We start from the raw sequence: 23,565 nt of genomic DNA on the forward strand, positions 1-23,565 counted from the left end.
TTATAGCAGCGGTAGATAGGTTGTAAATATAGATTTATTTTTTGTGAGCACAACCTACTCTATTGACTATAGATCTGGTAAACGCCCTTAATGCTTCTGTTTTGCGCCGAACCAACCAGCAGTGTGGTTATCTTTTTTTCTATCATTAATTGTTCGGCCTGGCTTGCAAATTCCTCACCATCAATGATGATAGGATTTATGGTCATTATTTCGGCAACAGTTAAGGTTGATGTATCAGGGTGAAGCAATAAAGCACGCCTCAGATCGCCGTCAGTAACTATACCTTTAATATAAGTGGCATCGCCCACCATTACCATGCCTAAGCGCCCTGCCGACATATTAAGCAACAACTCCATAAACGAAGCCTGTTCTGTTATAAAGGGCAGTTTATCGGTACGCATCAGATCCTTCACCTTAACCAGCAACTTACGCCCCAGGCTTCCGCCGGGGTGAAAACGGGCAAAATCATGCTGTTTAAAATCGCGCGATTCCATTAATGCTATGGCAAGCGCATCGCCCATTACCAGGGCCGCTGTAGTTGATGATGTAGGCGCCAGCTCCAACGGACAAGCTTCGCGGGCAATTTTTATATTGAGATGATGGTGACTGTTTTTAGCCACAGTTGAATTGGGATTACCCGTAACACCGATAATTAAATTCTTGTTCCAGTTTAAAAATGGAATTATCCTGAGCACTTCTTCGGTTTCACCGGAGTATGATATCATCATCACAATATCATCAGTACCAACCATACCCAGGTCGCCATGAAAAGCCTCACCAGGGTGCAGAAAAAAACTGGGCGTACCAGTGCTGGCAAGTGTAGCGGCTATCTTTTTACCAATAAGCCCAGATTTGCCTATGCCGGTCACTACAAGTTTACCTTTAGCGTCCAGTATAGCTTCTACGGCCTTCGAAAACTCATCATCAATTAAACCAGCCACATGTTGCAGCGATTCAATCTCAATATCAAAAACCTTTTTGGCAATATCTTTCATTTATTTATCCCACTAAAGGCGCCATTACCTTATCCAGATCCTGTAATTTAACCATGTTAGGTCCATCGCTCAACGCATTATCCGGGTCGGGATGTATCTCCATAAAATAACCATCGGCACCAAAAGCCTTTGCAGCTAATGCCATCATAGGTACAAAGGTACGGTCGCCACCTGTTTTGCCCCCCGCCCCTCCTGGTCGCTGTACCGAATGGGTACAATCCATACAAACGGGATGGCCAAAAGCCTTCATATCATAAATGTTCCTGAAATCAACAGCCAGGTTATTGTAACCATACATGTTACCCCGTTCAGTAAGTATAACCTGAGTATTACCGGCTTCTATCACTTTTTGAGCCGGATAAAACATATCCTGGCCAGATAGGAATTGAGCTTTCTTTACATTTACTATTTTACCTGTTTGGGCAGCAGCCACCAGCAAATCTGTTTGTCGGCATAAAAAGGCTGGTATCTGTAATATATCAACCACTTGTGCAGCTATGGCTGCCTGTGCGGGTTCATGAATATCGGTTGTAAACGGCAGTCCGAAACGATCTTTTACATTTTGCAACATTTGCATACCTTTTTCAATACCCGGGCCACGATACGAATGGATAGATGTACGATTGGCTTTATCAAATGACGATTTGAAGATCACAGGTACATTGTAGCGCTGACCAGCTTCGGCAACTTTCTCTGCTACCTGATATAAAAGTTCCTGGTTTTCCATTACACAGGGCCCTAATATAAAGAACGGCTTTTGCCGTATTTGTTCAAACAACATAGCTTATTTATGGTATAAGGAGCAAAGATAAGGATAACCATGAATTACACGAATTAGAAAGTAATTCGCAATCATGAATGTTAACTGATCATCAAAATTCATGTAATTCAATTAAATCAATGAAATTCACGTCTACATCTCCTTACCTTTGCGCTATGAACTATTTTGAATTTTATGGCATCCCTGAATCATTTAATACAAACCAGGCCACGCTAAAAAAAAAGTTTTACGAACTGAGTAAGTTATATCACCCTGATTTTTATGCGGGCGAGGATGAGGCCAAACAACAGGAAATACTGGAACTATCAACATTAAATAACAAGGCTTACCAGGTACTTTCGGACCCGGCACGCCGTATGAAATACATTTTAAAGCTGCATGATCTGGTATCTGAGGGTGCAAAACCACAACTTCCGGCAGATTTTTTAATGGAAATGATGGATATTAATGAGCGCCTGATGGAAGTTGAAGATGCAGAACAACTGGCACAAGTTACCGCGGAAGTGCTTGCTATTGAGGGAGATATTAACGACAAGATTGCAGAACTTACTGCAGATTATGAACAAATCGACCATACCGCGCAGGAAAGCAGACGGAATGAAATTGCAGAAATTTACTACAGACAAAAATATCTGTTGCGAATTAAAGAGAGTTTAGATACATTTGCAGCCCGCTTGTAAGAAAATCAACGATCACTTGCAACATACTATGCCCAGCTGGCGGAATTGGTAGACGCGCTGGTCTCAAACACCTGTGGGAAACCGTGCCGGTTCGACTCCGGCGCTGGGTACAAAGCCTCTTCGAAAGAAGGGGCTTTGTTGTTTTAATGGTGCGGTGATAACACCGACCATAGGTTGAATATTATTTCATCTATAATAATCCCGTTCAAATTGCACTTTGACTATTATGTTAGTTTCTTAGGGAGAAATCTTAACGATCTTGATAAAATTATTTGCAAATTGATGCCAATAAATCAGAACCTGAAAAATTATGAAAAAGAACTACACCAAATGTTTATTTATCCTGGCTATATCGGCAGCCATCTTTACTTGCTACTCCTTCAGTGGAGACCAAAACAATAAGCTCTCCGCACAAGAAAAAAAACAGGGCTGGAAGCTATTATTTGATGGAAGCTCGACCAGCGGTTGGCATTTGTATAACAGCCAGGGGGCATTCACTGTATGGAAGGCCAAGGACGGGGAGCTATTCTGTGATGCAATGGATAAGACAGGTCCGGGTGATTTGATCACCGATAAGGAATATAAGAACTATGATCTGAAATTTGACTGGAAACTGCCAAAAGGAGGAAACAGCGGCGTTTTTATTAACGTTTTAGAAAGAAAAGATGTTCCGACAGGTTGGGCATCAGGGCCGGAATATCAATTGCTCGACAATGCCAACCGAGACTATGCCAAACCGCAATACCGTTCAGGCTGCTTATTCGGAATGTCTTCGCAAAAAAAACTGGCGAAAACCAAACCTGAGAATACCTGGAACCATTCTGAAATAAGGCAAAAAAACGGCAAAGTGCAGTTTTATCTTAATGGTATACTCACCACAGAGGAGGACTTTACTTCCAAAGCTTGGGCACAAAAAGTAGCAAACTCGCATTTTCACGCTTACCCCGAATACGGCAAGCATATCAGCGGCCATCTCGTTCTGCAAGACTGGGCTACCGGTATTGCGTTCAGAAATATTAAAATAAAAGAACTATAGAAAATCATCGAATGGTTAAAATTAAAACAATCAATGATAGTCCCGATAGATATCGGAATCGGGTTAGATATTTCAAATCGGCCTTAACTATCAAACAGAGTGGCTAATCGTTTCAGTACAAAGCCTTCCTGAGAAATCAGGAGGGCTTTGTTGTTTTAATGGTGCGGTGATAACACCGACAATAGGCTGAAGGTCCATCAACGGCAGCCGCGTCTGGCTGTTCGGAATGCCAAAGGCCTCTAACATAAAGTCCAAAATTTCGCATTCGTTTCATTTAGGTCTGTCATTGAACCCAATTTGGCAATATCCAGGCAACTGGTACATGGCCTAAATTGTATAATTTATGTCCTTTGAGACAGGTTTAGTATTATATAATTTTGAACATGGATAAGAAGAAGATCACTATTGTGGTGATGTCCGGTAACTTCTTGATGGATTTCGCAGGACCTGCTGATGTTTTCAGGCATGCCAATGCGCTCCGGGATATATACGAGGTATTATTGATTTCTCCGGATGGCGAAACAATGAAAGGCATTGGCGGGCTACAAATCAATGGTAATGCGTTAAGGGATCTGGGTAGTATTGATACGCTACTGATTGTCGGGAACGACTCTGAATCAAACTATAAGCAATTCTATACCTGGCTGGCAGGCGTGCATAACCAAATCCGCCGGATCGGAACGATAGGCGTTGGCGCTACCATTGTAGAAAGGTCGGGCCTATTACTGGACCATCATTATTTTCATACCCGGGACGGGCAGTTGTATACCTCCGGCGGGGTATCTTCCGGAATAGACCTGGCTTTAGCGATGGTAGAGGAAGATTGCGGGCGGGCCGTTGCAGCCCATGTAGCAAGGAAACTCATTTTCTTTTACCTGAACAAGCAGGCTTACCAGGTGCAATTCGGGACACTGGTTGATACTTCTGCCCTGGCCGTACAGTTAAAAGAATGGCTGGCAGGGCGCTTGCACGAACCCCTGAATATTGGCCGTTTAGCGGAACAACTGAACATGAGTACGCGGAACTTCACCCGGGTATTCACCAGGCAAACTGGAATTTCCCCAGCCAAATTCATTGAAAAGCTTCGCGTGGAAGCTGCCAGTGTTTATGTGGAGCAAAGCGATCTGTCGCTTGAAGAAATCGCTTTGCGTTGCGGTTTAGGGGGATTGGTATCCATGAGACGGTTATTTTTAAGACACCTGATGGTTACACCATCAGATTACAGGAGATTTTTAAAACTACAGAAATATGAAAATTGCAATTAATGGATTTGGCCGCATCGGCCGGATGACGCTACGGGCTTTACAAAACAAAAAGGATATCGAGGTTGTTGCGATCAACGACCTGACGGATCTGCAGACGTTGATCCACCTGTTGAAATACGATAGCGCTCACGGACGCTTTCCAGGCTCGGTTGCCCAAGAAGGCGGCGCCATGTTGGTAAATGACCGAAAAATACAACTACTGAGCGAAAAAGATCCTAAAAACCTGCCATGGAGAGATCTGGGTGTTGATGTGGTCATCGAATCGACCGGCCGCTTTACTGACAAATCGGCCGCGCAGGCTCACATTGACGCGGGTGCAAAAAAGGTACTAATTACTGCCCCTGCAACCGGCGGGATCAAAACCATTGTGCATGGCGTAAACAATGACCTGATCGGCGGCGACCAGATCTATTCAACAGCATCCTGTACAACGGGCAGTATTGCTCCAGTATTATTCATACTGGATAAGGAGTTCGGTATTGAATCCGGCTTTATGGCCACTGTGCATGCTTTTACAGCCGACCAGCATTTGCAGGACGCGCCGCATAAAGACTTGAGAAGGGCGCGCTCTGCACCGCATTCAATAATACCTACCACAACCGGCGCTGCAAAAGCGATAGGTGATGTTTTGCCAGCGCTAAAAGGCAAGTTGGACGGATTCTCCTACCGTGTCCCGGTGATCGACGGATCGATTGTCGACCTATCGATCAATCTTAAAAAGGAAGTTTCAGCAAAAGACCTCAATGCTATTTTAAAAAGCTATGCAGATCAATCTTTGAAAGGAATTTTGGAATATACCGAAGAGCAGTTCGTCTCTGCAGATATATTGGGTAATACTCACAGCTCCATTGTGGATGGTAATCTCACCAAATCCATCGGAAAATTGGTGAAAGTAGTCGCCTGGTACGATAATGAGGTCGGCATTTCCAACAGGATAGCCGAATTGGTATCTGTACTTTAAATCTTACCGGGCCATAGTTATTTGCGAATGAAGTATATGGCCCGGTCACTGGTTACGAGCCTTCCTGAGCAATCAGGAGGGCTCTGTTGTTATAACACCGACCATAGTGAGTGGGGAGATATATTAAATATTGGGCGGGCCAGGTAATTCCATACAATGTGTTGCCAAAAATTCAGACTTGGTTAGGTAACCGTAGAACTTTCCATCACTTGGGCTATACCTGCCCGTTACCCTTTTTTGGCCATCCCACAAGTAGAGATTATCAAGGTTGTTAATAAGCTCTGAAGTTAAAACGTCTTGTACCGGAACCCATTGAGGTTTAAACTGCTCAGCGTAGGATTCCATCATGTCCTCAATGTCTGTTTCATTATAATAAGATGGATATTCGGCGTGAGCTGCTTTTGACCAAATTATTTCTTCTGCTGTTTTCATCAATTCCTATATTGTTCAGGCGTTTGCCGTTTGAAATTGAACCATAGTGCAACGTTGCTCCTTATTGGCCTCTTGAAGGCTTAAATTCTACAATGGTTTTTGTTATTTCAACCTCACCGTATTCCAATCGAGATCATTCTTATTCGTGAGTTACTTTGTATACGCTTTACAAGCGCCGAAGTTGTGTATTCAATGGAAAGATTCAATCTAACTATGTCTTGAAATAACAAAGCCTTCCTGATTGCTCAGGAAGGCTTTGTTGTCTCTTAGTATCCACTACTTTACAGGAGTAATAACAATATTCCTGTAATCAATCGGTCCATGGTCACCCTGGATCAGTATCGGGCCTGGTTCTCCTTCCTGACTGTTTATCGCTCCTCCGGTTATGCCGGGGATCACCTGGTCGCATATTACCGTTTTTCCGTTAGCTACAATTGTTATCATTCTGCCAACCAGTGTAACATCATAAGATTGCCACTCGCCTGGATTTTTCGCCATCATTTTATTTGGCGGCAGGAAACCATATATGGAGCTGAACTGGTTGTTGATAGGCTCTGGGTCGCCGCTTTTTGTATCGATGATCTGCAATTCATACCTGCCCCTCAGGTAAACGCCGCTGTTGCTTCCCTGCGGGTATCGGAATTCAATATGAAGTTTAAAATCGGTAAAAGTTTTATCACTTATCAGGTTAGCGCCTGAATGCGGGCTTCTCAAAATACCACCCTCTGCTATCCATTGATTCTTGCCATCTGCATGCCAGCCTTTAACATTTTTTCCGTTAAATAATTTCACCGGCGTGCCCCAAACCGGACTTTTATACTTGATAAGTAATGGAGCACGGACACCCGTAAATTCATAAGTAACGCCATCGGTAAAAACCATGGTGCCTTTTATTTTATCGCCGCTAACTTCAAATTGAAAATCCATGTTCCTGCTCCCTTCTTCCCATTGTGGAGGAATAGAAAAGCTGTATTTACCATTATCAGGTTTAACTTTTGAAATAGGACGCGCGCTACCAAAAGCATATACAAATCGACCAATCAGCGTATGTGTACCTGATTTCTGCACTTCTAACCAGGAAGGTAAGCTTTTGCCAGCTTTGGTGATGGTAAGGTCCCACCGGCCAATCACATCGGGGTCTTTCTTCGGTTCTGTCTCGCCAGCTGATGCCTTAACTGTCGAAAAAACAAATAACGTCAGGATAATTTGCATGCAAAAAAAACGGCAAATGGCATTATTGCCAAACATGGATAAGTTTCTCATATTCTATTTTAACAATTTATAGTTTCAAACTTTTATATACACTTGCGATGACAGGTTGAAAGGTAGTTTTTTTATTTTTCTTTATCCAAAAAAATTTACCTGATTAGTGGCCGGCACCACACGTGCCGCTGAAATATCCAGACGTGATGAACTTATAAAAAACAATGATGACCTGTAGTAAAAATTTATTGACAGTTTTAACTATTTGTAAAATTCACCAAAGTGCCAGAGGATTCCGGACGGGTCGTGCAAAAAACATTCCCTACCCCAGTCATATCCCCGGATTGGTGTTAGTTTAACACGTTCGTATTTAGATGCAAGGTCCAAAGCCACCAATTCGTTCCAATGCTGATTAACGTCTTCAACTTCTAAAAAAATCATTGAATTGTCTATCCAATCTTTCACGTAAGCATCTTGTAAATAAAATCCTAAACCCGCAGTTTTAAAATAAGACATGTTATGAGCCAAAACACTTTCCTGAAAACCCAGGTCCCGGTAAAAACTTCTTGATATTTCAAAATTTTCGGCTCCAATGAATGGTCGAATAGACGTGGCTTTATGTTCCATTATTTTCGTTTTTAATTGTTGCTGAATGCTCAGAATCTGATAATTATGGTAATTGGCAATAAAACGTTGTTCCTGAGCTGAGGTTGAGTAAAGATAAAAAGTTTAACGATTATTTCAATACGGGTGTTTTTCATTCCATTCGGTGGCAGTCTGGCTGTTTAGTGAAAAAGCACTTATAATTTAACTTTACTAAGAACAATTTTGTGATTGTACTTTCTTACATTTACCATATAACCTATTTTATGGCAACAGTTGCACTTGGTAGTTCTGCTGGTAAATGGATCATGGTTTCATCAATCATGGCATCGGCAATGGCATTTATTGATGGCACAGCACTAAACGTAGTATTACCATCATTACAACAAAGTTTAAACGCAACCGGTACCGATCTTTTCTGGATACTAAATGCCTATCTGGTTATGCTGGCCTCCCTTATTATGATAGGCGGATCATTGGGCGATAAGCTGGGCCGTAAAAAAGTATTCATGACAGGCATTTTTATTTTTATAATAGGTTCAGCGGCCTGCGGTTTTGCACCCGATGTTACTTTGCTTATAGTTTTCAGAATGCTGCAGGGCATTGGAGGGGCATTGATGATACCCGGTAGTTTATCATTGATATCCTCTTCAATTAATGAAAAAGAACGGGGCAAGGCCATTGGTACATGGTCGGCGTTTACTACGGTGGTCACCCTGGGTGGCCCAATACTGGGTGGGGCCTTTGGCGATGCAGGTTTATGGCGTTATATATTTTTCATTAATATTCCCATAGGTATGGTTGCTCTTTTAATCCTATGGCAAAAAGTGAAAGAAAGTCGCGACGAAGAAAGCGACCATGCTTTGGATTTTCCCGGGGCTGTAGCCATCGCGCTGGGCTTAGCATCGCTTACTTTTGGTTTTCTGCGGGTACCTGCCGTTGGTTTAAATAACTGGCAGGTATATACTACTTTGGGAGCCGGCTTGTTATTGCTGGCTGCTTTTATCTTTATTGAAAGTAAGAGTAAGCACCCCATGATGCCGTTAAAATTATTTACCAATATGACTTTTACGGGGGTAAACCTGCTTACTTTTTTTCTGTATGCCGGGCTTGGCGCGGGTATGTTATTCCTTTCATTAAACTTAGTTCAGGCACAGGGTTACAGTCAGTTACAATCTGGACTTACCTTTTTGCCTTTCACCATACTCATGATATCTATGGCACGATTCGCAGGTGGTCTTGCAGATAAATATGGCCCCCGCCTATTATTGATAGGTGGCCCCGCCGCCGCAGGTGCAGGCCTGCTGATCTTATCTTTTGTAAAACAAACCAACGGCCCTGGTGATTATTGGACAACCTTTTTTCCCGGGATTCTTGTTTTTGGAGCGGGTATGTCATTTACTGTTGCGCCACTCACCGCGGCGGTAATGGGCTCAGTAAGTGATCATTTTTCAGGAACAGCATCTGGTGTAAACAATGCCCTTACGCGTATATCAAATGTTTTTGCCAATGCTATTTTAGGCGCTTTGGCCGTTTTATTTTTCACGGGATCATTACAACATCGAATACAGCATACTCAGTTAAACTCCAAACAAAAACAGGCAGTAATGGCACAGGCCGCTAACCTGGGTGACGCTAAAGTGACCACAGGTTTTAATGAACATGAGCAGGCAGCAGTTAAAAAACTATACCATGCGAGTTTTATTGATGTTTATGCCAGGGTAATGCAGCTATCCGCAGCACTTGCTTTTTTGGGAGCATTGATGTCGTTCCTGTTTATTAAGAATAGCACCATAAAAAAGACTAATGCACCCTGATCAGAACAGATCCTTAAATACTTTCATTGCATTTGATTGCGGCACATCACTACGGTAAACAATAACGGTGGTAAAATCAAACAGATTCAGCAAAAACGCCCGATATGTTCATCGGGCGTTTTTGTTTAAATGTTGTATAGGATGTTCAGCTTATAATTTTATCTTTTTTTCTCCCGCATCTACTCCTTTAATAAACTTAATTAAGCCGTTCATATAAGTTTGCTGGTCGTCATACATACTCATGTGACTACCATTTGCACAATATAGGTAACTGCCATTTTGAAACTGCGTGGCCATCCATTGCATATGCGCGGGATCCATAGTATCATACTTCGCCCCGATGCTTAATGCCGGAACAGCAATTTTGGGCAGATCAGCCTTGCGGTCCCACTTAAGCAACTTGCCGGCAATGCCAAATTCACTTGGCCCTTGCATGGTTACATACAATGATTGATTTATTTTATCTAAAGAACGGGTTAAAGGCTCGGGCCATTCATCTACCGGGAAGCGGCATATATGTTTAGCGTAATAATTGGGCATTAACAGTTGCATATATTCAGGATTTTGAAAATCGCCTTTTGCTTCAATAGCTCTAATACGTGCCAATACTTTGGGGTCAAATTGTTTTGCCAGCACATTATCAGCGTATTTGCCATAGTCGGGACAGCTGGCCATCATGTTTGATATAATGAGCCCCTTTAAATTTTGCTGATACTTGAACGCGTATTCCAAAGCAAGTATCCCACCCCATGAATGCCCTAACAGGTAAAAATTATCTTTATCCAGTTTTAATGCTTGTCTTACCTGCTCTACCTCTTCTACATAACGAGGCAAGCTCCACATAGAAGTATCTTTTGGGTTATCAGAATTACCGGTACCCAATTGATCATAATAGATCAGCTCGATACCTTCGGCTGGTAAAAAGCTTTCCATGCATTCAAAATACTCGTGGGTGGCACCGGGACCTCCATTAAGCAACAGCACCTTGATTTTAGGGTTGTTGCCTATTTTCTTTGTCCATACATTGAATTTTCCTTTAGGGGTATTAATAGCGATAACCTTTATCCCGCCCGATTGTACACCATCGGTGGTATCTTTTAAAAAGCTGCTTAAGCTCAGTTCTGTTTTTTGTTGCCCTTCGGGATTTTTGCACGCACATAACCATGTAGCGGCTATTAATATTAAGATCTTTAAATGTTTCATATTCATTTTTTCAATGCAGCCAATTCAAATCTAAACTTACCAAAGATTTATTTTTGCATGTGCTTTTATGCGGGGCTAATGTATAAACTTTAAGGTAGATCCGACTATCACCAAAAGTGGGGATACAGAATACATTTAAATTTAGACGGGGCTTATTCCTACCCTATTGTATAAATTAGTTCATGGCTAATTAAATCAAACAAGATGGCATCGATAAATTATCAATCAAAGCCTGATTTAACCTATATTGAGAAAATTATTCACAATAGCCCGATATTTAAGCATCGGGTTTTTTGTTGATTACATTAAAGTTTATACATTTGTCGCATTATAGCTTCACATTACTGAACATGAAAAAAACATTAGGGCTTTTAATTACAGCGATAGGCATATTAATTGTAGGCGGTTATATTGCTTTTACCCCAAATCACGCATTTAACCCGGCCGATTCGGTTAGTGGAATTGACGCGTCAGCCGGAATTGTTTACGGTGGATTTGTTACTTTTGGTATAGGCATGGTGATCTTTATATCATCTTTACCATACGCCGGACAAAAATCAAAAAACGCCTAACTTATAAAGCCTTAGGCAAATAAGTTTCAATATTGATCCTTTTGGATGTATAAAGCCTGACCCGTTTAACGGATCAGGCTTTATTGTTTTCATCGCCTTACACTATTGCGCAATACCCCCCGCAGATTGTCACTTTCACACCCTTTTAATGGAAATCAGAGCAAGTAACTTTGAGATATCAAAACAAAATGATAAAACAGTAATTACAATTAAAAGGAGAAATTATTATGCAAAAGATCACCACCTGCTTATGGTTCGACGGTAAAGTTGAAGAGGCAATTAATTTTTATACTACAGTATTTAAAAACTCAAAACTTAAAGACATCAGCTATTATGGCGAAGGGCAACATCAACCTGCAGGAACCGTATTGGCGGCTACCTTTATACTTGAAGGGCAAGAATTCATGATCTTAAACGGGGGCCCAATGTTTAAATTAACCGAAGCTGTTTCATTATCTGTTAAATGTAAGACCCAGGAGGAAATTGATTTTTACTGGACAACGCTATCCTCTGATGGTGGTGAAAAGTCCTTTTGTGGTTGGGTTAAAGACAAATACGGCTTGTCATGGCAGATAGTTCCAGCTGAACTAAATGATTGGATACAGGACCCTAAAAAATCGGCTAACGTAATGCAGGCAGTAATGAAAATGGGTAAGCTCGATATTAAAACCTTAAAAGAAGCATACGAGCAATAATAACGTTGGTGATAACCCAAATCGATTTCATTATATTTATATTATGAGAGGTTCAAATTTCCCAACTCCGCGTACTGCTGATGAATATATAGCACAGCAACCCGTGGAGTTTAGGGCTACGCTTGAAAAGCTGCGATCAATCATCCAAACAACAGTTCCGCAGGCTATAGAATCGATCAGCTACCAGCTACCCTGCTATAAGTATCTTTATATGCTGGTTGGCATTGGCACGAATCAAAAGTATTGCAGCTTTTATACAATGAACCCAGCTCTGGTAAAAACCTTAAAAGAAGATCTTAAGGATGTTAAAGTCTCCGGATCAACCCTTCATTTTTTACCTGATGAAGTAATACCAATTGAACTGATCAGGAAAATTATACTGGCCCGTGTAGCGCAGAATGAAATTTTAGCGCTAACTAAAAAAAGTAAAGATTAAATTCGGGGTTGCCCCAACTTATATAGAAATAGGAGTAATTAATAGAGATTACTCCTATTTGTTTTTGTGTTCATTATTTATCCGTTCTAACATGCCTTGCTCATTAACGCTATATTTTGAAAAAATCTTAGCACTTTCCGGCTGGTCATATTTGGTTTCTCTTCTTCTTGACGGACCGCGCAGCGGTACAATTAAAATACATAAAAAAATAAAGATCTTCATTATAGCTACCAACATAGGATATTTTTTTGTGCAACTACATACAAGTCGCCATTACAGAACCGTAAAGCACATGATTGGTTGGGCTTTGTAGATATTTGGCCTGCGGTTGATTAGTCCCGGCTAACTGAAGCCTAAGATAGGTAAATGATTAATAATTCAGAAATTGTAAATAGTTGTAAGGTGAAATACCCTGGCTTTTATATTTTTAGCCTGAACTTTCTTCCTTCCAGGTATCCTGCCAAAATGATCACTAAAAAAGAGATAACCATCGCTCTTATCAATGCCCCTGTCCCTGAATTAATGATATGGGGGTATTTAACATGGAGCAGCTTTAAAATATAAAATTGAAAGTACGGAATTAAATAACAGGTAAGGGTGCTTGTGCCCGCCGGGCGGATAAGCTTAAACCAGTTTTGCTTTCCCCTTACATCAACAAGATATATCATAAGTTCAAAAACCAATATGCTGATGCCTGAGCATATCATTACCCAAGCCGTTGTGGAGTATATTTTTGATATACCGCCCGTATATGGTCTTACTATAAAACCACCGGCCAGCATAGCTACGGCTATCGCTGCAAAAATGCCCCAAATGTATTTTGCTTTTCCTTTTTCGGCCAGTTGCGCATATAATACCGAGATCACTACCCCGCACATTACCAGTGAAACTGAAGATGCATCATCTATTACCCACAGATCCATATCAAACAACTCCAAATGCGAAACAATACTTATAGTCAAAAAGATCAGGAGCATGGTAATTAATACCCAAAGCCTGCCTTTAACCAATAGATACACGCTTGCACAAACCAAATAAGCCCAGCCAATGATACCTAATATGCCCCACCACGAGTGCTGCATTATATGGATATGACCAGGTTTGCCGCCCCTGTAAACAATAGCTAAAAAAATAAGTATAATTATACCCGTGCCCATAAGTGCGTACTTTTTAGCTTTAACCATTTCGGCAGGGTAATCCAACCAGATCATGAAAAAACCAATATGAGCCAGTAAACCCCACATGGGTTTTGATAGCAGCGATACATTACTATAAGTTTCCAGGTTTACATGAAAAACGCCAATGATAATTAAAGCCATTGACCTCAGCAAAATATAACCGGCGATTGAAATAAATGATTCGCCCTTTTTTAAACGATTATTGATGGAGAATGGCAGTGAAAGCCCTACAATGAAAAGGAAAGCCGGGAAAATGGTATCAGCAAAACCTAATCCGTCAACATTATCCTTCACGTGTTCAATCCAATCTGGTATGTTATGTGCGCCTTCCAGGTCGTTCACAAATATCATGAACAACATGGTAACCGCTCTGAACACATCTATAGATAATAAACGCCTGGGTAGTTGGTTCATGTGGTGCCTTTGTTTATTATCTTTATTTAACAATATGACCTAAAGCCGATAAAGATAATAACTAAGGTGACTTATTAAGTATTATTCATATTATTCAGGCTGGGCCATAGCGGTGATGGCCTGTAAAAACCAGGCGGCATGAGGCAGCCACTGTTCCGTCCAGCGCCACTCATTGCCTTTGTCTTGTGTTTTAAAATCAATCCCACTGCCATCAGGATTACCCTCTTTACCGGTAATACCATTAGATATGCCTCCCTTGCCTGATCCATGACCAAAACTTGAGCTCATATATGGCACATTATTTTTACCGAACTGGTACATAAAACACATGGAATAAGGATTACAACCCAATATCCATGATATTTGATCAGATGCATAAGTGGCAAATCCCTTCTTCACTCCCCAACCACCTTTTTCCGGGTAAACCAGCCTGCCCCCTATCAATGCAGCCGTAGCTAATGATCCTAAGCGCGCGTTCTCACCCTGCCACCACCAGCCAGTTTCGTTTTCATGTGGTATAAAAAATCCGTCTTTAATTTTATCACCCATGCGGAAGGTTTGCCTTGCGTAACCAAAAGGGTTACTTACCGCTGTGGTTACCCGCAAGTTGTAATCAAGTGCTTTTTTGATCACATCTAAGGCAGCACTCCTATCTTCTGTATTGCTCTCTTTACTCAAATACCTGCACAAAGCAACTATCGGTAAGCCTGCATCAGAAGCATGCCAAAACGGCCGGCCGGTATCATTAGCTATAAAGTAACCAGCCGGGCTCATGCGTTTCTCTATGTTTTGCGCGCGTTTACGAGCCTCATCGTGGTAAAGCGAGCTATCCGTAGCTATCCATAGTTCAGTTGCAGCCATTAGGGCACAGTAATCATCAATTATATTTTCTTTGCCGTCATCGTCATATTTAGTATTGTTAATCAGCAAGTGGGCAAAAGCACGTTTTGCAGCATCAAGGTATTCCGCCGATTTAAATTCCCCGTCTTTTTTTAGCTGAGAGATCCTGGCAAGGGCCGCTATGCCCATACCGCCGCCTTCACGAAAAGCACATTGGTATTCATCAGTAGTAACACTGTTGGCCCTTAAACCCACTATCCGGCGTGCTTTGGGATCTTTACTAAAATAACTAAAAACGGTCATATAAAAATAGCCCTCTTTTGATAGCGAGTGCACCATATAATCGCCACCCCACAACGCCTCGTTAACCATATTTTCATAAGCCCCCAACTTATTAAGCAAACCAGGCACAGTTTGTACCGCGTTAACCATTGACCACGTAACCAGAGGTATTTGCTGTGGCGACATGTAATTGGCATAAGCCAGGTGCGAAAAATATTTACTTACATCGCCAGATGCATCACACCATCCCCCATGCACATCGGCTGTTTTTGTGCTGCCATAAAGAATTACCGCTTTATCAACCTCCAATTCGGTTGGCGTATTAGCTCTTTGTTTGTTGTAGTAACTAATAATGGATGGAATGGTATTTACCGCCAGCGCGTTCTCGCTTACCTCAAACTCATCCGACTGGTATTGTTTGCCGTTTACAGTAATGCTTACCCTGTATTTGCCGGTTTGTTTGAACAAGGAAAAATCGGCCTGGTAAAAATATTTACCCTGTGCCCATTCATTTATTTGCTGCGGACCTTTTAGTGTACCTTTAAATTCGGCTTTACCAGATGCATTTATCAGCGTGAACATAGTATTGCCACTTAGCTTATTATCATTACTTATAACGGCCATTTTTGCTCCACGGGCATCAAAAGCAACCTGATTAACATAAATTATGGGTGCGGCTTTGATGACCGAACCTAATAAAACTAAAAAACAGGTGAGGATTGCTTTAAATTGCCCGGTATGGTTCATTTTAAAATTGGCGATCGTCATTAAGGAAGTTTTTTCTGGGTAAAGAAATGGTGTTAACAGCATTATATTAACCTGTGGTTATAGCTGCAAATTACTAATTAGCTTTATAAATAAGCTTAAAGTTAACTTTGGTTACCCCTATATAACCACTACAAGATTAAAATTATACGTTTACCAATAGCCTAATAATAGATTGTTTGCAGGAATTTAATAAAAATGTTAATTACAGAACTTTATATGAATTATATAAGTTCATTACCCTTTAATTTAGGTAGCTTTGAAAAATAATGTGGTAACATTATTGGCGGTTTAAAAGCCAGGCTACCTTAAATTTAACAAACAACAAATTATTTAATATAAGATCGGGATACGTCCCCGTTCTTAACATCGTTTGAAGCCCTTGTAGAATACTCCTCACAAGGGCTCCATTTTTATATAGAAAGCACAGTATGGAAGAAAGAAAGTATTTAACTACCTGGAAAAGGTACATGCCCGTTATCCGTTTGCATTTGAAAAAAAGCCTGAATGAAGACCAGCAGTTTAAACTGAATATAACTGATTTTGAATCGGCAGGTGACCGCGGAAAATCAGGTTATACATTTAACATCACCATGGAAAATGGTAAGGTTATGAATAACATTAGTGGATCGGCAGTGGCACGTGACCTTTACGAGGCAATTAAAGCCGACGAGGCGGTAAAAGCCCTTTTATTAGATAAAAGCGTAAAAATAAGCGTCGGAAAATCATTTATGCTCAGCATAAAAACAACCCACCTTTCTACTTACAGATAGGCTTAAAAACATAATTACGAAAGGAAATAACCCAATAAGTTATTTCCTTTTTTTATGCAGTTTGCCTGATGTTTTGTGTTTTTTGGTTAAACCCTTTTTACCTTTTACGGGGGATTTGACATGCGATTTTTTTGAAGCATGACGATGCTTATATCTTTGAATTTCAGATACTTTGATACGAGGAATAAAGTCAATAGCTTCGGGATGAAATGCAGGATCAAATGGATTATAATAATAGATACCTGCACTATCATAATTCTTCAAGTCTGCCTTTAACCGTTCATTAAACAAAACTTCATTTTTTAGTTCGGGCGCGGTCCACGCTGCTTCGGCCAAACCGGCTATACGCGGAAAAAGCATAAAGTCCAATCGTTTTTCAGATCCTATACGCTCCGTCCAGATATTGGCCTGTATACCTATGATGAGTTTTGAACTCAATTCGTCTGCCGGTATTTGCCTATCCGGAAAATTGTAAACATCAGTTATTTTATTGACCTCACCATTCCATTTGCGACCTGATATATGGCTATTATCCTGCTCAAAATCAAAGTACAGAGGCAAACGCGGACAAAGTACTACCTCATAGTTTTTTTGGAGCGCCAGGTGTAACTGGCCGGGTAAATTTTGCCGCCACCAAAAAATAATGGTTTTATCGGCAGGCAGATTAGTTCCGGTGGCCTCATCCCAAGCCAGTATTTTACTTCCCAGGCTCGTAACAGTATCCGTCATCCGTTTAAAAAAGTAGCGTTCAAGATCACTAACTCCTTCAAAATTCATTTTTTGCATCATATGTGCCATAGCCGTATCAAGCGACCATGCTTTAATCCCAAACGCAACTTCATCGCCACCAAGGTGGATCATGTGGGCCGGAAAAAGCGTATTGGTTTCTTTGATGATATCGGCTAAATACTGGTAGGTTTTTTCATTGGCCGGGTTAAACGTAAAATTCGGATAACCAGCAACACTGCCGCCCGTAAATTCGGGGTAAGCTTTGTTAGCTGCTGTGGCATGGCCCGGCATATCAATTTCAGGGATCACAGTTATAAACCGGCTGGCAGCATAAGCTACTATTTCCCTGATATCGTCCTGGGTATAATATTGGGCTTCGGCAGCTGAATCACTGTAATTACCAACACCACCTACAGATGTAAGTTTAGGATATTTTTTGATCTCGATGCGCCATCCCTGCACATCTGTTAAATGCCAGTGAAACTTATTAAGCTTGTAATAAGCCATCCAATCGAGTAATTGCTTAACTTTTTCTTTACCAAAAAAATGCCTTGCTTCATCAAGCATTAAGCCTCGCCATTGGTAACGCGGCAAGTCTGCTATATTACAGGCCGGTATGCAAAGATCACCATCGTTATCCCGCTGCTGATCTTTTACCAATTGTAACAGCGACGTTAAGCCATAAAAAATACCTTCTTTACTTTGCGATATGATAGTGATGTGTTCAGGTGTTATCTTCAACGTATATGCTCCCGTTGCTTGCGGTGTATTAACCAATACAAGGTCAATAGCACTGATTGTTTCATTATTACTTACAACAAGCGTTATGCCTTTTGCCTTAGATATTTCTTTTTGAAAGTAATTGGCTAACGATATTAAAGAAGTGTCGCTTTCACCAATTGTAGCATGGCTATTAAAATTGAATTGGCCAGCAGTGTTAATAACCGATTTGGGTTGCGGAATAATATTTACGTTTTGCGCCTTTAAATAACCAGAAAACAAAAGAAGCGCCGCTAAAAGTTTAAGTTTCATTAAATAAAAAGTTCAAAATTACTGGGGTGCACTATGATAGGGATTTTTTGGATATATCAGGGTAATTTATTTGTAATATGTTAAAGTAGAGGAAAATAAAAAACGCATCACTATCTGATGCCCCTGGTTTTGGCTTTGAAGTAAAAATAGCTAACAAAAAAAGCGACCATGCCGGAGCATAGTCGCTTTGTAATTATATATGATGGAGTTATTGCTTATTTCCAACCACCGCCTAATGAGCGGTACAAATCCGACATGGCGTTTAAACGCGCGTTTTTAACAGTTGCCAAATCAAGTTCGCTTTGCAATACACTGCTTTGCGCGGTAATCACTTCCAGGTAAGTAGCCTGACCGTTGCTGAACAGTAAGTTAGCATTACTGGTAGCTTTTTCCAGGGTGCTTACACGGTTAGCGATGATAGACTGTTGTGTTTTCAGTTTTTCTATACGAACCAGCGCATCGGACACCTCGCCTACTGCATTTAAAACTGATTGCCTGAATTGCAGTACGGTTTTTTCACGGTCAACCAAAGCCACTTTATATCGTGTTTTTAATTGCCTGTGTTGCAGCAATGGCTGAGTTAAAGCGCCGGCAACTGTACCAAATAACGATGCCGGAACAGTAAACCAGTTACTTGCCCTGAAGGTATTTAAACCACCATTAGCAGTAATAGTTAATGAAGGGTACATATTAGCCTGTGCTATACCTACGTTGGCGTTAGCAACATTCAGGGCAAGTTCTGCGGTTTTCACATCGGGCCTGCGGCTTACAATAGCTGACGGTACACCAGCTGAAAGGTTTTCAGGAATGGTTAACTCATCTAAATGGGCAGTACGCTCAACTTTGTCGGGCAGGGCACCGGTTAAAATTTTAATCGCGTTTTCTTGTATGGCAATATCGCGTTCAAAACCAGGCACCAGTTGTGCTGCTGAAAGCTGCTGAGCTTCGGCCTGTTGTACGGCCAACTGAGTAACCTGACCAGCATCAAACTGCAGGCGAATAATACGTAAAGTACTGTCATTCAGCCTTACGTTTTTCTGGGCTATATCCAGTTGTGCATCCAGCATCAACAAGTTGTAATAACCTTGCGATACACCGGCTACTATATTGGTTTGGATAGCCTTTTTGGCCTCATTAGTTTGCAAGTACTGCGCCAACGCCGAACGGCTCTGGTTACGAATCTTGCCCCAGATGTCGGCTTCCCATCTTAAACCTAGGTTTGCGTTATAATCCTCAATGTGCTTGGTGCCGATGTTATATTGAGTTAAGCTCAAACCGGTAACGCTATTATCTGACGGACGGTTGGTATTGGCCGTTACGTTCAGGTTCAGTTCTGGTACATAGTTCCATTTTACCTGTTTAAACAGCAGCTGTGATGCTTCAATGTTTTTAACAGCTATCTGCATATCGTAATTTTTAGCTATGGCGCTGTCAATCAGTTTTTGCAGGGTAGCGTCGGTAAAAAAGTTTTTCCACTGTATATCAGCAATGCTGCTGCTATCGGAGGTAGTAGCCGAGTTCCTGAATGCTACAGGTAACTCGGGCTTGGGTGTAGCCACATCCTTTGATACTTTACAGGCGCTTACAAAAGCTACCAGCAATATCAAAAAGGCATATGGATTTATATATCGTTTCATTTTATTTTTATTATTAATAACAATGCTCAATTAATTATTTGCCAGTTCAAGGTCTTTTGTATGAACATCTGCATTGTGATCTCCTTTGTTCAATACAGCTAAAGGCACACCACTAATTTTTTCCTGCAGTTTCTGGAATATTACAAACAATACAGGTATGATAAATAAACCCAACAATACTCCTGACACCATCCCACCAGCGGCACCAATACTTATAGAATGGTTACCTTGTGCAGATGGACCTGTAGCGATACTCATCGGGAACAAACCAAATACGAATGCCAGTGATGTCATGACGATTGGCCTTATCCTTAATCTGGCTGCCTCGATGGCCGAGTCAACTAAACTATGCCCCTGCTTACGCCGCTGTACAGCAAATTCCACAATAAGAATAGCGTTTTTAGCCAACAGACCGATGAGCATGATCAGAGCTACCTGTACATAAATGTTGTTTTCGATACCGGTTAAACCTAACACTACGAACACCCCGAATATACCTGTAGGGATTGAAAGTATTACCGCCAATGGCAGGATGTAACTTTCATACTGTGCTGATAATAAGAAATATACAAATATCAAACAAAGCATAAATATCACAGCCGATTGTCCGCCTGAGGAAATTTCCTCACGTGTTTGACCAGAGAACTCATAAGCATAACCAGTTGGCAATTGTTCTTTAGCTGTTTCCTCTATAGCCTTGATCGCATCACCTGAGCTATAGCCCGGTTTAGGGATAGCCTGAACCTCGATAGAGTTAAACAGGTTATAACGTGAAGCAGTTTCTGAACCATAAACACGAGTTAGTTTAACGAGCGTGTTAATAGGCACAGTTTCTCCTGCCTTGTTTTTAACAAACACACGATCAATAGACGCAGGATCAGTCCTGTCGGCAATATCAGCCTGAACTACCACACGGTAGTATTTACCAAAGCGATTAAAGTCTGATGCCTGTGCAGTACCAAAATAAGCCTGCATAGTAGCCAGGATGTCTCTAACACTTACCCCTAACTGATTAGCCTTTTCATCATCAACTTCTAATTGTAACTGAGGATAATCTGCTTTATATGAAGTGAAAGCGAAAGCAATTGCAGGTTTTGCCATCAGCTTTCCGATAAAGTTATTGGCTACACCGCTAAACTTATCCAATCTGCCATTGGTTCTGTCCTGTAGCTGTACGTCCATGGCTTCTACGTTACTAAAGCCAGGAACAGTTGGAAAACTAAACACAAAGAAAGTACCGCTTGGTATGCCGGCTAATTTCCCTCTTATTATATTTTGTATATCATCAATATTCTTAACGGCACCTCTGTCTTTATTAGGTTTTAACAACAGGAAAATTTGACCCGCTGATGGACTGTTGGATAGTGTTAAGAAGTTAAAACCAGACAACGCCATAACAAATCTTGCTGATGGCATGGCTTTCAACTCTTTTTCTGCCTGGTTGATTATTTTACTGGTATTAGCTAATGAAGTTCCGGATGGTGTTGAAACAGCGATAGCCACAAAGCCCTGATCCTCTGTAGGAATAAAGCCCGTTTTTGTTCTGTTTACCAGGAAAATTGTAGCAGCAACTATTAATGCAAGGCCCCCCATACTAATCCATTTATTACGGATCAGAAATTTCAAGCCACCAACATACCTGTTGGTCATATAGTTGAACCCGCCATTAAAGCCTGCATAAAATTTCTGAGTGAAACTTTGTTTGGGTTTATCATGATCACCTCCGGCATGTTTATTTTTAAGGAACAAGGCAGCCAATGCCGGGCTTAATGTTAACGCGTTTACAGCTGATATAATGATTGCTATAGACATAGTTAACGCAAACTGCCTGTAGAATATACCCGTTGAACCCGTCATGAAACTAACCGGTAAAAACACCGCCGCCATAACCAGCGTAATGGATATAATTGCACCGGTAATTTCATGCATTGCCTCGGTAGTTGCCGCTTTTGGGGTTAGGCTCGGGTCATGCTCCATTTTGGCATGCACCGCCTCCACCACCACAATCGCGTCATCCACCACAATACCTATGGCTAATACAAGAGCGAACAAGGTTAAAAGGTTAACAGAGAAACCGAAGAGGTTCATGAAGAAGAAGGTACCAATAATGGCCACCGGAACCGCTATAGCCGGGATCAATGTAGACCTGAAATCTTGCAGGAATATAAATACCACGATAAATACCAGTATAAAAGCCTCTACCAATGTGTGTTCAACCTGGTCAATTGACTCATCCAGGTCGGTTTTGGTACGATAAAACTGATTGTATTTGATACCTACAGGGAAATCCTTTGATAATTTCACCATCAGCTTATCAATGGCAATCTGGATTTCGTTGGCGTTTGAGCCTGCCAATTGTATAATACCAATAGTAATACCCTCATGCCCGTTTAAGCGGTTCACACTGCTATAGCTATAAGCACCCAGTTCAACACGTGCTACATCTTTTAAACGTAATACAGAACCATCTGAATTTGCACGGATAGCAATATTTTGATATTCCTCTGGCGTGGTAAGCTTACCTTTATATTTAATTACATATTCAAATGCTTCATTACTTCGCTCCCCTAACCTACCAGGCGCTGCTTCCAGATTTTTGTCCTGTATAGCGGCCATCACTTCGGCGGGTGTAATTTTGTAAGTTGCTAATTGAGTAGGATTTAACCAAACACGCATGGAGTAATCCTTAATACCACCAAATACGCTGGCAGAACCTACACCCGGAATACGTTTGATTTCGGGAATGATATTGATCTGTGCGTAGTTATTTACAAAGATCGCGTCGTATTTTTTGGGATCTTCTGAGTAAATACCCATAGCTCCAATAAAGCTATTTTGCTGTTTAGTAGTAGTTATACCATATTGTACCACCTCTGCAGGTAATTGGCTTGTTGCCTGAGAAACACGGTTTTGAACGTTCACAGCTGCCTGATCGGGGTCGGTACCTTGTTTAAAGTAAACGGTGATGCCCAATGTACCATCGTTACTGGCAGTGGATGTCATATAGGTCATATTTTCCACACCGTTAATCGCTTCTTCCAATGAAGGCGTAACGGAACGTAAAATAGTCTCGGCATTTGCGCCCGGGTACACAGCAGAAACCAATACCGACGGGGGGGCGATATTCGGAAACCGCTCTAAGGGCAATTTTGTTAAACCAAGCACACCAACTATCACCAATAATATGGAGATAACAGTTGAGAGTACCGGTCTTTCTATAAATTTTTGAAACATGA

20 protein-coding genes and 1 tRNA gene are annotated in these 23,565 nt (G+C 41.3%); 10 read left to right on the forward strand and 11 right to left on the reverse strand.

Annotated elements, in window-relative coordinates; all coding sequences use genetic code 11:
• Positions 1–59: 59 nt before the first annotated feature.
• The gene (locus M2273_RS03045) at positions 60–995 is read right to left on the reverse strand and encodes a KpsF/GutQ family sugar-phosphate isomerase (RefSeq protein WP_429392835.1); all 936 of its coding nucleotides are present in this window, start codon (positions 993–995) and stop codon (positions 60–62) included.
• Positions 996–999: 4 nt separating this feature from the next.
• On the reverse strand, positions 1,000–1,776 hold the full coding sequence (gene kdsA, locus M2273_RS03050; RefSeq protein ID WP_429392838.1) for a 3-deoxy-8-phosphooctulonate synthase: 777 nt from the start codon (positions 1,774–1,776) through the stop codon (positions 1,000–1,002).
• 155 nt (positions 1,777–1,931) lie between these two features.
• Here kdsA and hscB point away from each other — a divergent pair, with 155 nt between their 5' ends.
• The 5 genes from hscB (at position 1,932) to gap (ending at position 5,718) form a co-directional block, all read left to right on the forward strand.
• Positions 1,932–2,456, forward strand: coding sequence for a Fe-S protein assembly co-chaperone HscB (gene hscB, locus M2273_RS03055; RefSeq protein WP_429392841.1), 525 nt, complete (start codon positions 1,932–1,934; stop codon positions 2,454–2,456).
• Between the two features lie 30 nt (positions 2,457–2,486).
• Positions 2,487–2,566, forward strand: a tRNA-Leu gene (locus tag M2273_RS03060).
• 200 nt (positions 2,567–2,766) lie between these two features.
• On the forward strand, positions 2,767–3,492 hold the full coding sequence (locus tag M2273_RS03065; protein WP_429392844.1) for a 3-keto-disaccharide hydrolase: 726 nt from the start codon (positions 2,767–2,769) through the stop codon (positions 3,490–3,492).
• Positions 3,493–3,875: 383 nt separating this feature from the next.
• Entirely contained in the window at positions 3,876–4,757 is an 882-nt protein-coding gene (locus M2273_RS03070) for a GlxA family transcriptional regulator (RefSeq protein WP_429392847.1), read from the forward strand.
• Positions 4,741–5,718: a type I glyceraldehyde-3-phosphate dehydrogenase gene (gene gap / locus M2273_RS03075; RefSeq protein WP_429392850.1), complete on the forward strand. Its 978-nt coding sequence runs from the start codon at positions 4,741–4,743 to the stop codon at positions 5,716–5,718. Before M2273_RS03070 ends, gap begins: the two co-directional genes overlap by 17 nt.
• A gap of 123 nt (positions 5,719–5,841) precedes the next feature.
• On the opposite strand, the gene M2273_RS03080 is transcribed toward gap, so the two are convergent.
• The 3 genes from M2273_RS03080 to M2273_RS03090 form a co-directional block, all read right to left on the reverse strand.
• Positions 5,842–6,150, reverse strand: a complete 309-nt coding sequence (locus tag M2273_RS03080) for a hypothetical protein (RefSeq protein WP_429392852.1) — start codon at positions 6,148–6,150, stop codon at positions 5,842–5,844.
• Positions 6,151–6,426: 276 nt separating this feature from the next.
• Entirely contained in the window at positions 6,427–7,413 is a 987-nt protein-coding gene (locus tag M2273_RS03085; protein WP_429392855.1) for a 3-keto-disaccharide hydrolase, read from the reverse strand.
• A 201-nt stretch (positions 7,414–7,614) separates the two neighbouring features.
• Positions 7,615–7,980 carry a VOC family protein gene (locus M2273_RS03090; protein ID WP_429392857.1) on the reverse strand — a complete coding sequence of 122 codons (366 nt, stop codon included), beginning with the start codon at positions 7,978–7,980 and terminating at the stop codon, positions 7,615–7,617.
• Between the two features lie 242 nt (positions 7,981–8,222).
• Here M2273_RS03090 and M2273_RS03095 point away from each other — a divergent pair, with 242 nt between their 5' ends.
• Positions 8,223–9,773 (forward strand): MFS transporter, encoded by a 1,551-nt coding sequence (locus tag M2273_RS03095; RefSeq protein ID WP_429392859.1) that lies wholly within the window; start codon positions 8,223–8,225, stop codon positions 9,771–9,773.
• A 150-nt stretch (positions 9,774–9,923) separates the two neighbouring features.
• Here M2273_RS03095 and M2273_RS03100 read toward each other — a convergent pair whose 3' ends face one another.
• Complete coding sequence (locus M2273_RS03100) at positions 9,924–10,976, reverse strand: proline iminopeptidase-family hydrolase (protein ID WP_429392861.1); 1,053 nt, start codon at positions 10,974–10,976, stop codon at positions 9,924–9,926.
• Between the two features lie 350 nt (positions 10,977–11,326).
• On the opposite strand from M2273_RS03100, the gene M2273_RS03105 reads away from it, so the two are divergent.
• The 3 genes from M2273_RS03105 (at position 11,327) to M2273_RS03115 (ending at position 12,679) form a co-directional block, all read left to right on the forward strand.
• Positions 11,327–11,548 carry a hypothetical protein gene (locus tag M2273_RS03105; protein WP_429392864.1) on the forward strand — a complete coding sequence of 74 codons (222 nt, stop codon included), beginning with the start codon at positions 11,327–11,329 and terminating at the stop codon, positions 11,546–11,548.
• A gap of 227 nt (positions 11,549–11,775) precedes the next feature.
• Positions 11,776–12,243: a VOC family protein gene (locus M2273_RS03110; protein ID WP_429392865.1), complete on the forward strand. Its 468-nt coding sequence runs from the start codon at positions 11,776–11,778 to the stop codon at positions 12,241–12,243.
• A 43-nt stretch (positions 12,244–12,286) separates the two neighbouring features.
• Positions 12,287–12,679 (forward strand): iron chaperone, encoded by a 393-nt coding sequence (locus M2273_RS03115; protein WP_429392867.1) that lies wholly within the window; start codon positions 12,287–12,289, stop codon positions 12,677–12,679.
• Positions 12,680–13,098: 419 nt separating this feature from the next.
• Here M2273_RS03115 and M2273_RS03120 read toward each other — a convergent pair whose 3' ends face one another.
• Positions 13,099–14,271 (reverse strand): DUF5009 domain-containing protein, encoded by a 1,173-nt coding sequence (locus M2273_RS03120; RefSeq protein WP_429392869.1) that lies wholly within the window; start codon positions 14,269–14,271, stop codon positions 13,099–13,101.
• A 90-nt stretch (positions 14,272–14,361) separates the two neighbouring features.
• Entirely contained in the window at positions 14,362–16,161 is a 1,800-nt protein-coding gene (locus tag M2273_RS03125) for a glycoside hydrolase family 9 protein (RefSeq protein WP_429392872.1), read from the reverse strand.
• A 428-nt stretch (positions 16,162–16,589) separates the two neighbouring features.
• Between M2273_RS03125 and M2273_RS03130 the strand changes: the two genes are divergently transcribed.
• Positions 16,590–16,931, forward strand: a complete 342-nt coding sequence (locus tag M2273_RS03130; RefSeq protein WP_429392875.1) for a hypothetical protein — start codon at positions 16,590–16,592, stop codon at positions 16,929–16,931.
• A gap of 39 nt (positions 16,932–16,970) precedes the next feature.
• Here the strand turns inward: M2273_RS03130 and M2273_RS03135 are convergent, their stop codons facing one another.
• The 3 genes from M2273_RS03135 to M2273_RS03145 form a co-directional block, all read right to left on the reverse strand.
• Positions 16,971–18,692, reverse strand: a complete 1,722-nt coding sequence (locus M2273_RS03135; protein ID WP_429392878.1) for a beta-N-acetylhexosaminidase — start codon at positions 18,690–18,692, stop codon at positions 16,971–16,973.
• Positions 18,693–18,907: 215 nt separating this feature from the next.
• Positions 18,908–20,329, reverse strand: a complete 1,422-nt coding sequence (locus M2273_RS03140; RefSeq protein WP_429392881.1) for a TolC family protein — start codon at positions 20,327–20,329, stop codon at positions 18,908–18,910.
• A 30-nt stretch (positions 20,330–20,359) separates the two neighbouring features.
• Entirely contained in the window at positions 20,360–23,563 is a 3,204-nt protein-coding gene (locus tag M2273_RS03145) for an efflux RND transporter permease subunit (RefSeq protein WP_429392884.1), read from the reverse strand.
• Positions 23,564–23,565: the final 2 nt, after the last annotated feature.

The sequence above is a fragment of the Mucilaginibacter lappiensis genome (assembly GCF_050433765.1).
In the GTDB taxonomy this organism is placed as follows: domain Bacteria; phylum Bacteroidota; class Bacteroidia; order Sphingobacteriales; family Sphingobacteriaceae; genus Mucilaginibacter; species Mucilaginibacter lappiensis_A.

Bases quoted from the DNA above. Each gene is read 5' to 3' on its own strand.
- M2273_RS03145 (WP_429392884.1), bottom strand. From the start codon at position 23,563: ATGTTTCAAAAATTTATAGAAAGACCGGTACTCTCAACTGTTATCTCC.
- M2273_RS03115 (WP_429392867.1), top strand. From the start codon at position 12,287: ATGAGAGGTTCAAATTTCCCAACTCCGCGTACTGCTGATGAATATATA.
- gap (WP_429392850.1), top strand. From the start codon at position 4,741: ATGAAAATTGCAATTAATGGATTTGGCCGCATCGGCCGGATGACGCTA.
- hscB (WP_429392841.1), top strand. From the start codon at position 1,932: ATGAACTATTTTGAATTTTATGGCATCCCTGAATCATTTAATACAAAC.
- M2273_RS03090 (WP_429392857.1), bottom strand. From the start codon at position 7,980: ATGGAACATAAAGCCACGTCTATTCGACCATTCATTGGAGCCGAAAAT.
- M2273_RS03085 (WP_429392855.1), bottom strand. From the start codon at position 7,413: ATGAGAAACTTATCCATGTTTGGCAATAATGCCATTTGCCGTTTTTTT.
- M2273_RS03095 (WP_429392859.1), top strand. From the start codon at position 8,223: ATGGCAACAGTTGCACTTGGTAGTTCTGCTGGTAAATGGATCATGGTT.
- M2273_RS03140 (WP_429392881.1), bottom strand. From the start codon at position 20,329: ATGAAACGATATATAAATCCATATGCCTTTTTGATATTGCTGGTAGCT.
- M2273_RS03065 (WP_429392844.1), top strand. From the start codon at position 2,767: ATGAAAAAGAACTACACCAAATGTTTATTTATCCTGGCTATATCGGCA.
- M2273_RS03125 (WP_429392872.1), bottom strand. From the start codon at position 16,161: ATGACGATCGCCAATTTTAAAATGAACCATACCGGGCAATTTAAAGCA.
- M2273_RS03120 (WP_429392869.1), bottom strand. From the start codon at position 14,271: ATGAACCAACTACCCAGGCGTTTATTATCTATAGATGTGTTCAGAGCG.
- M2273_RS03100 (WP_429392861.1), bottom strand. From the start codon at position 10,976: ATGAAACATTTAAAGATCTTAATATTAATAGCCGCTACATGGTTATGT.
- M2273_RS03110 (WP_429392865.1), top strand. From the start codon at position 11,776: ATGCAAAAGATCACCACCTGCTTATGGTTCGACGGTAAAGTTGAAGAG.
- M2273_RS03045 (WP_429392835.1), bottom strand. From the start codon at position 995: ATGAAAGATATTGCCAAAAAGGTTTTTGATATTGAGATTGAATCGCTG.
- kdsA (WP_429392838.1), bottom strand. From the start codon at position 1,776: ATGTTGTTTGAACAAATACGGCAAAAGCCGTTCTTTATATTAGGGCCC.
- M2273_RS03130 (WP_429392875.1), top strand. From the start codon at position 16,590: ATGGAAGAAAGAAAGTATTTAACTACCTGGAAAAGGTACATGCCCGTT.
- M2273_RS03105 (WP_429392864.1), top strand. From the start codon at position 11,327: ATGAAAAAAACATTAGGGCTTTTAATTACAGCGATAGGCATATTAATT.
- M2273_RS03135 (WP_429392878.1), bottom strand. From the start codon at position 18,692: ATGAAACTTAAACTTTTAGCGGCGCTTCTTTTGTTTTCTGGTTATTTA.
- M2273_RS03070 (WP_429392847.1), top strand. From the start codon at position 3,876: ATGGATAAGAAGAAGATCACTATTGTGGTGATGTCCGGTAACTTCTTG.
- M2273_RS03080 (WP_429392852.1), bottom strand. From the start codon at position 6,150: ATGAAAACAGCAGAAGAAATAATTTGGTCAAAAGCAGCTCACGCCGAA.